Annotated in this window: 8 protein-coding genes and 1 pseudogene; 4 read left to right on the top strand and 5 right to left on the bottom strand. The window is 43.1% G+C overall.

Features of this window, described 5'->3' with window-relative positions; translation table 11 throughout:
• The coding region (locus BLP80_RS15760) for a putative transposase (RefSeq protein WP_176754379.1) at window positions 1-299 on the top strand (299 nt) is incomplete at its 5' end.
• A 200-nt stretch (window positions 300-499) separates the two neighbouring features.
• Here BLP80_RS15760 and tyrS read toward each other — a convergent pair.
• Window positions 500-1,714: a tyrosine--tRNA ligase gene (gene tyrS / locus BLP80_RS13765; RefSeq protein ID WP_090544188.1), complete on the bottom strand. Its 1,215-nt coding sequence runs from the start codon at window positions 1,712-1,714 to the stop codon at window positions 500-502.
• A 140-nt stretch (window positions 1,715-1,854) separates the two neighbouring features.
• On the opposite strand from tyrS, the pseudogene BLP80_RS13760 reads away from it, so the two are divergent.
• The 3 genes and pseudogenes from BLP80_RS13760 to BLP80_RS13750 all read left to right on the top strand — a co-directional run bounded on the left by BLP80_RS13760 (window position 1,855) and on the right by BLP80_RS13750 (window position 5,564).
• Window positions 1,855-2,829 (top strand): annotated as a pseudogene (locus tag BLP80_RS13760) (IS5 family transposase).
• A 316-nt stretch (window positions 2,830-3,145) separates the two neighbouring features.
• Entirely contained in the window at window positions 3,146-4,420 is a 1,275-nt protein-coding gene (locus BLP80_RS13755) for a M23 family metallopeptidase (RefSeq protein ID WP_371128835.1), read from the top strand.
• A gap of 43 nt (window positions 4,421-4,463) precedes the next feature.
• Window positions 4,464-5,564 (top strand): anhydro-N-acetylmuramic acid kinase, encoded by a 1,101-nt coding sequence (locus BLP80_RS13750; RefSeq protein ID WP_090544184.1) that lies wholly within the window; start codon window positions 4,464-4,466, stop codon window positions 5,562-5,564.
• A 20-nt stretch (window positions 5,565-5,584) separates the two neighbouring features.
• Here the strand turns inward: BLP80_RS13750 and erpA are convergent, their stop codons facing one another.
• From erpA to rplM, 4 genes are all read right to left on the bottom strand, one after another.
• On the bottom strand, window positions 5,585-5,947 hold the full coding sequence (erpA, locus tag BLP80_RS13745; protein WP_218120461.1) for an iron-sulfur cluster insertion protein ErpA: 363 nt from the start codon (window positions 5,945-5,947) through the stop codon (window positions 5,585-5,587).
• 189 nt (window positions 5,948-6,136) lie between these two features.
• On the bottom strand, window positions 6,137-7,165 hold the full coding sequence (gene argC / locus BLP80_RS13740) for an N-acetyl-gamma-glutamyl-phosphate reductase (RefSeq protein WP_090544182.1): 1,029 nt from the start codon (window positions 7,163-7,165) through the stop codon (window positions 6,137-6,139).
• Between the two features lie 92 nt (window positions 7,166-7,257).
• Entirely contained in the window at window positions 7,258-7,650 is a 393-nt protein-coding gene (gene rpsI, locus BLP80_RS13735; RefSeq protein ID WP_090544180.1) for a 30S ribosomal protein S9, read from the bottom strand.
• A gap of 3 nt (window positions 7,651-7,653) precedes the next feature.
• Window positions 7,654-8,088 (bottom strand): 50S ribosomal protein L13, encoded by a 435-nt coding sequence (gene rplM, locus BLP80_RS13730; protein WP_090544178.1) that lies wholly within the window; start codon window positions 8,086-8,088, stop codon window positions 7,654-7,656.
• Window positions 8,089-8,673: the final 585 nt, after the last annotated feature.

The following is an 8,673-nucleotide window of genomic DNA, read 5'->3' as shown; positions in this document are numbered from 1 at the left end:
TGGAGAGATTAGCTGACTACCACACAGAGCAAATCACTGATCCGATTCTGGTCGTCAATCCTGACTATCGCCAACTCGATAGTCAGATACGCAGCGCTAACGGCAAATGTAGCCGCTTGCTGGCGCAATTGGGTGCGCTCAATATCGAGCAAACCATTGAACCCGAACAGATGGAGCCTGTTCTGGCCAGGAAAATCGCTCTCCATGAGCAAATTGAGGCGCTAAAGGCCCATATCACCCAGCTCAAAGCACAACGAAAAATCACGTCACATCAAGATTCAGGATTTGCCCGGGAATGAGCGTTTCCATAAGCTGGGCACTCTAAGCAAACATTTCCTCGACACCATTAACTTTTTTGTTAATCTGATAGCCGAGCTGGTAGCTTACGCATTCTAGAAGAAAAAAACCTCACTTAATATCAGACCCTCTCAAGCTCTTCCAGGTCGTGCTGATGTGATCTTTATGTCGAACTCACGTTAATATGCGCGGAGTATGAATTCTAAGATTTTTCTGAAGTTATTGTTACTTTGGAGAATTTACGCTTGCCCACTTGAACAATGACTGTTTCACCAGCGGCGACATGAATTGCCTTGTCAACGATTTTATTTCCATTTAGCTTTACACCACCTTGCTCAATCATGCGCAATGCTTCGCTGGTACTAGGTGTTAGCCCTGCTTGTTTAAGTAGCTGGGCAATAGAAATATTGATTTCGTCAATCGATAGTAATTTCTCCGGAATATTATCTGGTATAACTCCCTTTTTAAAGCGAGCTTCGAAATCGATCAACACTTTCTCAGCATCTGTCTTGCTATGGAAACGGGCGACAATTTCTTGAGCAAACAGCACCTTAATTTCTCGCGGATTTCGGCCTTTTTCCACCTCCTGCTTCCAATTCTGGATAGTATTTAATGATTCAAATGAAAGTAGCTCGATATAACGCCACATTAATCTGTCGGAAACAGACATAAGTTTTCCAAATATTTCAGCGGGATTTTCAGTAATACCAACATAGTTGTTTAGGGATTTGGACATTTTGTTGATGCCATCCAACCCTTCTAGCAGCGGCATGGTGAGAATACATTGCGGCGACTGGCCAAAATGTTTTTGTAATTCACGTCCCATCAATAAATTGAATTTTTGGTCAGTGCCTCCTAATTCGATATCAGCCTTGAGCGCAACTGAGTCATAGCCTTGAATGAGCGGATACAAGAACTCATGGAGAGCAATAGCTTGGTTATTACGGTAGCGTTTGCTAAAGTCGTCTCTTTCCAACATCCGTGCAACAGTGTGAGTCGCGGAAAGTTTAATGAGATCAACGGCACTGAGCTTATCCATCCAGGTGGAGTTAAATACTACTTCAGTTTGATCCGATCTGAGGATTTTGAAAACCTGATTTGTATAAGATTTAGCATTCTGCTTAACTTCATCGCGAGTTAACGGGGGGCGTGTTGAATTTTTACCGCTAGGATCACCGATCATTCCCGTGAAATCACCAATTAGAAACAGGATATGGTGACCCATATCCTGGAACTGGCGTAGCTTATTGAGCAATACCGTATGACCCAGATGTAAATCAGGTGCAGTAGGATCAAATCCAGCCTTAACTCTCAAAGGGATACCCGTCTCAAGCTTCTGGATTAATTCTTCTTCTACCAGCAACTCATGACAGCCGCGCTTAATTTTTTTTAGTTGTTCGGTGATTGAATTAGACACAATAAATACAATAGTTTATTTTTAGGATCCAGGTGGTCAGCTTATTTTAAGTTTGTTTTCCATATAATACCAGGCTAGCAGGCAGTTGAAAAACCGACTTGCTCCGGTAAAATTTTGCAAAAACCTTACTATACTGAATCATGCGCGGCATTGAACATTCCCAACAACAGCTTTTCAGCTACATCAACTTGGAAAAACGGATACCTGCCAATCATGCGCTGCTCCAGGTGTTGTTTACCATCCGTTCTGAACGGTAACTGGTCGAGCACATCGAATACAGGCTGCTGTACCGCTGGTTTGTTGGGCTGGGTATTGACGATCTGGCGTGGGATCAAAGTGCCTTTACCCATAACCGCAACCGCCTGCTGGACAACGCAATGGCTGGGTGTTTTTTCATGGGTGTCAAGTATCTGACGGAGTGGGTGGAACTGAGCAGTGATGAACATTTCAGCATTGACGGCACACTGCTGGATGCCTGGGCGTCACGCAAAAGCTTTGTGCGCAAAGATGGCGCCAACAATCCGCCGGATGACAACACCCGCAATCCAGGTCGGAACTTCAAAGGGTGAAAAGTGCGGCAACGCCACCCATGCATCGGCCACTGATCTTGGCGCACACTTGGCGCGCAAGAGTGACAGCGATGCCAGTCGTCTGTGCCACATGGAGTATGTACTGATGGAGAACCGTAACGGTCTGGGTCTGGTGTAGATATAAGCGTATCGGCGACGACAGGGATGGCCGAACGGGAAGAGTCGCTCAAGCTGTTGCAAGCCAACGTCAACCCGGAAGCCACAGTGGGGGAAGATCGCGGCTGCGATGTGGATAAGCATGTCAAGGCAGTGCGGTCGCTGGGTATGATCCCGCATATGGCAGCCCAATGCAAAGGCAGCACCATGCCGGATGATATTTGCCAGAGTGAAGGCTATGCGACCAGTCTGAAGATTCGCAAACGGATCGAGGAAGTATTGGGCTGGATCAAAACGGTAGGCGGGATGCGTAAGCTGAAGTTGGTCCGGCGCAATAAAATCAGCGGGCAACTCCGGTTTATTGCCGCGATTTACGATCTGGTGTGCATCGGAAGTCTGACCGGCGGGTGGACGGGTTCGCGCACATAGGGACGGTACGTCCAAAATCCGCCTAAAACAGGCGGATAAGAACAAAAGAGCAGGATTTACAGGAAATTCGGACAGAAACTGATCAAAAAAATGAGCCTCTTTGGTAAAAATAGATCTGCAAAAACAACCAAAGTGCTTGCAGTCTTTTAAAAGAGAAATTTCAGAATCAAAATGCCGAGTTTTTCAACGGCCTGCTAGGGATTATGCATTTCTGTGCTAGACTAAGGGCCGGCTCACAATCAGATAGGAGATGTAACATAAGATGCTATATACGTCACCACGCGATAAAATGAGGATTCTAGCGCAAAAGCCGTCGGTGTTTACACAAAAAAGATTACGTTGGTTAACAATCTTATCCAGTTTGCCCTTATTTGGTATGGTTACTGCATTTGGCATCTCGCCAAACGCTTCTTTGCAAGATATTCCTGAGCGTAAAATTGTTCGTACTCTCTCACTCCCTGAAATGTCAATTTCTGATGATACTAATAGCGCTTTCTGGCATCAGGAAAATATTCGTCGTGGAGACACGATTGCGGCGATTCTTTCACGGCTGGAAGTTAATCAGCAGGATAAAGCCAATTTTTTACGTATTGTCAAAGACAGCAAGGCAATGCGGCAGCTCAAGCCAGGAGAAATTATTCATGCTGAAACAACGGCAGATGGAGAACTGTTAACACTACGATATTTTTATGGTAATGGAGAGCAGTTCCTGATAGAGAAGGTTGATGACGCCTATGAAATGAGCGAGCAGTCAGTTGAAGCGAATGCCCGTATTCGGGTTGGTTCTGGAGTGATAGAAAGCTCTTTGTTCGCAGCTACAGATGCCGCTGGATTACCCAGTAGTATTGCGATGCAGATTGCTAATATTTTTGCATCAGATATTGATTTTTATCGTGATTTGCACAAAGGTGATCGTTTTACGGTCGTTTATGAGACGTTTCATGATAATGGTGAGAGTGCGCAACATGGGCGTATTCTAGCTGTCGAATTTATCAACAAGGGTAAATCTTATCGGGCAGTATATTTCCAGACTCCTCATGAGGAAGGTGATTACTATACCCCTTCCGGCGAGAGTTTACGTAAACCATTTTTGCGTGCACCCCTAGAATTTTCTCGAATCAGTTCAGGATTTACAAATGCTCGTTTCCATCCGATATTAAAACAATGGCGTGCTCATAAAGGAGTCGATTATGCAGCGCCAATTGGCACACCTATAATGGCAACTGCAGATGGAACAGTAGAATATAGTGGGTGGCAAAACGGATATGGAAACCTGGTTGTATTGAAACATCGCGGGGAGTATAGCACTGCTTATGGGCACTTATCAGCTTTCAGGAAAGGTATGCAGAAAGCAAGGCATGTTAAGCAAGGTGAGGTAATTGGATATGTTGGTTCAACTGGAATGGCAACAGGTCCACATCTACATTATGAGCTTCGCATAAATGGGATTCAGCGTGATCCGTCAAAGATGGTGATGCCTGCCGCGCTACCTATCAGCAAAAAAAATAGAACTGTGTTTCATAGAGAAACAAAAGAACTTGTTGCTCGATTAGATCTTCTTCGTAATGCCAATTTTGCTTCTGCCAACTGATTCTGAGTTTTACGAATATATTCCAGTTTAGCGAGTTAAGTCATTGAGAGAATCTCTCTATATAGGGATCATGTCTGGAACAAGTCTCGATGGGGTAGATGCAGCATTAGTAAATTTTGATTCATCGACTCCTTCTTTGATCCAAACCTATTTCTTGTCTTATGACAAATACTTACGAGAGCAATTGTTGGCGTTAAATCGAGCGGATCATGATGAGCTTCATCGTGCTGCTTTACTGAGTAATAAGCTATCCAGATTATATGCTGATGCCGTAGAAGGCCTTCTTGTTAATAGCGGGATTAGCTCGAAAAGTATTGCTGCCATTGGCTGTCATGGTCAGACAGTAAGGCACTGTCCCCAATCTGATAGAGCTTATAGTATTCAATTAGGCAATGCCGCACTTCTGGCGGAACTTACTGGTATTACTGTGGTTGCTGATTTCAGAAATCGTGATATCGCGGCGGGGGGGCAAGGTGCTCCTTTGGTGCCGGCATTTCATCAAGTTCTATTTGGTCATACAAAGAAACATCGCATCATAGTCAATATTGGTGGAATTGCAAATATTACTAGTCTTTCGCCTAAGAGCGGGATTATTGGTTTTGATTGTGGCCCGGGAAATATATTGATGGATGCCTGGTGTTTGCACCATAGAGGAAGCGTTTACGATCACAATGGTTCTTGGGCTGGAACAGGGTGTATTATTCCAGGGTTGCTGGAAGCATTTCTTGCATTTCCATTTTTTTCTTTACCACCACCGAAAAGTACAGGTAGAGAGATGTTTAATAATGAATGGTTAAGAAGTTATTTGCGCGGGAATGAGGTGCCTGAAGATGTGCAGGCTACGTTACTGGAACTTTCCGCTGAAGCAATTGCACGATCTATACGACTTCATTTTCCAGAGGCTGAAGAAGTTTATTTGTGTGGTGGCGGTGCGCGCAATGAGAGGCTAGTGGCTGGATTGAAGGCCATCTTGCCGGAGAAAAAAGTTGATTTAACCGATGTGTTGGGTATAGATGCTGATTGGATAGAAGCATTTGCTTTTGCTTGGCTAGCCAAACAGACTATCAATAAAGTCCCTGCTAATCTTCCTGCTGTTACGGGCGCACAAGGTAGCCGTGTTCTTGGAGCGATTTATACTGCTTGAGCGCGCCTCACAGTGAATGGCTAAATTGAGAAGGAGGAACCGCAGCCACACGTGCTCGCTGCGGAAGGATTTCTGATAATAAACTGAGCGCCTTGAGGATTTTCCTGATAATCAATTTCAGCACCAATTAAATACTGAAAGCTCATTGAATCGATTAATAGTTTTACTCCCCCTTTTTCCATAACAAAATCATCTTCATTAATGGTTTCATCAAAAGTAAAGCCATATTGAAAGCCTGAGCATCCTCCTCCACTTATGAAGACTCTTAATTTTAAATTATAATTTCCTTCTTCCTCTATTAGGTGCTTGACCTTGCCTACTGCATTCTCAGTAAAAATTAAGGATGATTGGTTTTCAGTATTCATGCCAGTTGCCACGTTCATATTATTCTACCTATCTATTATTAAATGAAGAACTTGAGTAAACTATATTAGTTCTATTTCGACACTTTAAAAATCAATTTGTGTCTGAATCAACATAAAATATATCATTAGCATCAATTTACTTCATTGGGGGTATTTCTGTTGGGACAGTTTCTTATTCTATAGATAAGCTAGGCGTAAAAATATTGCTTAGGGCAATAGTGGAACATGTTCAATCCCTAATGTTTCTGGAAATCCCAACATAATATTCATATTTTGTACCGCTTGTCCTGCAGCACCCTTAACGAGATTATCTGTTACTGAGAGTATTACCGCGATATTACCATCTTGTGGGCGGTGTACTGCAATTCGGCAATAGTTAGATCCGCGAACAGAACGTGTTTCTGGATGATTGCCTGCTGGCAATACATCGACAAATGGCTCATTAGCATAGCGATTTACATACAGAGTCTGTAAATCAACTTTTTTAATAAGTTTTGCATATAAAGTTGCATGTATTCCGCGAATCATGGGTGTGAGATGGGGCACAAATGTAAGGTCAACTTGTTTTTTAGCGACACTGGATAAACCCTGCTTTATTTCGGGTAGATGGCGGTGTCCTGGTACGGCATAGGACTTAAAGTTGTCTGCGGCTTCTGAAAATAATGTTTGTACCTCTGCTTTACGTCCTGCGCCTGATACCCCTGACTTTGTATCGGCAATAAGTTGATTGATGTCGATCACTCCAGCTTCAATTAAAGGTAGAAAGCCTAGTTGTACTGCGGTAGGATAGCAGCCTGGATTAGCTATTAGCCGTGCATTCCTTATGTGTTCACGATTTATTTCAGGCAAACCATATACGGCTTCAGCAATTAACTCTGGGCAGGCATGAGGCATGCCATACCATTTTTCCCATTCTGCTATATTTTTAATACGAAAGTCAGCGGATAAGTCAATAATAAGAACGCCTGCATCAAATAGAGATCTTGCCTGCTGCATAGCGACTCCATTGGGAGTCGCAAAGAAAACAAGATCACATTTGTTTAGTTCGGCTTGACTGGGATCAGAAAACTTAAGTGTTACTTGCTTACGTAAACTGGGAAATAACTCATCAACGGCTATTCCTGCTTCCTGGCGCGAGGTAATTACATTTAGTTGAACTTTCGGGTGTTGTGCAAGAATGCGTAGTAGCTCTACGCCTGTATAGCCTGTTCCACCTACTATGCCAATTTTAATCATAGTGTTCCCGTGTAGAAGAGTATGCCTTAATTCTGGTAAAACAAAAAAGCCGCCAGTATGGGCGGCTTTTCTTGAATAGATAAATAAGTAAGTTAACGTTTAGAAAATTGTTTACGCCGACGAGCTTTACGTAAACCAACTTTCTTCCGTTCAACTTCTCGCGCATCACGCGTCACAAAGCCAGCTTTACTTAAAGCCGGCTTAAGTGTTTCATCATAATCAATTAGGGCTCTGGTTATTCCATGACGCACTGCGCCGGCCTGCCCGGATTCTCCGCCACCGCAGATATTGACCATTATATCCAGGTTTGTCATGTTGCCCGTTAACTCAAGCGGTTGGCGAACAATCATGCGACCGGTTTCGCGTGAAAAATATTCATCTACCGGCTTATTATTTATAGTAAATAGGCCACTTCCCGATTTAATAAAAACTCTAGCTACAGCACTCTTTCTGCGACCAGTTCCGTAATTATAATTTATTGCCATAAATTAAGCTCTGATTTCTAATAGTTTGGGTTGCTGTGCAGTATGCGGATGAGAATCACCTGCATACACCTTAAGCTTTTTAAACATAGCATAGCCTAATGGACCCTTAGGCAACATACCCTTGACTGCTTTCTCCAAAGGTTTCCCAGGAAAACGCGCATGCATCTTCTTGAAATTAGTCTCGTATATCCCTCCAGGATAGCCACTGTGCCGATAATACTTCTTGTCTTCTTCCTTATTACCCGTTACGCGTATTTTGTCTACATTAACGACAACGATATAATCTCCTGTATCGACATGCGGAGTATAGATAGGCTTATGTTTCCCTCGCAAGCGATGTGCTATCGCTGCAGCCAATCTCCCTAAAACTTTATCAGTCGCATCTATAACAAACCAATCATGATTAACTTCATGTGGCTTAGCTGAAAAGGTTTTCACTGAACTTATCTCGCTCTTTTTATTTTCGAATACAAATCAACCAAGAATACTATGCTAAATAAGGGGGATTGTCAATTTTCATTGTTACCCAAATTCCGCGATTGAATTTTTAATCTCACCTGCGGATGCTCACGAAGCATAATCGCGGAAGTGAAAGCAGGCAGGAGGCAGTGAATTTGATGGCGAGTATGAGTATGACGCCACTAATTTCAGTGTTATTGTTACATTTTAGCTTTTTGAAGACGAGTTTGTCTTTTCCGCAGTGAGGCGGCGCCGAGTAGATAAAGGGACGGGTCAGTTACGGAGCGAGGGATTGGGCCAATTGGTAGCTTTTAGTACGGATGTTTTGGAATAACTCGACGGACTCGGTCGCAATCTTGAGTGCTAGTGTTTAATTGCATTAATTCGATGCAAACTTTCAGAAAAATATATTCATATAAAACAAGTAGTTAATCTCAATGATAACATATCTTATTTTTGCAATTAAACACTAGTACTCAGTCATTCTTCTAAAGTCGGGTAAAGTTTCTTCAATTTTACCCGAGCGTCATCATTCGTAAAGCGCCACTCCATGGGACGTGCGGA

Source organism: Nitrosomonas sp. Nm132 (genome assembly GCF_900100485.1).
Classification (GTDB): Bacteria; Pseudomonadota; Gammaproteobacteria; order Burkholderiales; family Nitrosomonadaceae; genus Nitrosomonas.
This window is presented reverse-complemented; position numbering and strand designations above follow the sequence as displayed.

Coding starts and splice junctions, on each gene's coding strand:
- erpA (WP_218120461.1), bottom strand. CDS start 5,947: ATGAACGTGGCAACTGGCATGAATACTGAAAACCAATCATCCTTAATT.
- argC (WP_090544182.1), bottom strand. CDS start 7,165: ATGATTAAAATTGGCATAGTAGGTGGAACAGGCTATACAGGCGTAGAG.
- rpsI (WP_090544180.1), bottom strand. CDS start 7,650: ATGGCAATAAATTATAATTACGGAACTGGTCGCAGAAAGAGTGCTGTA.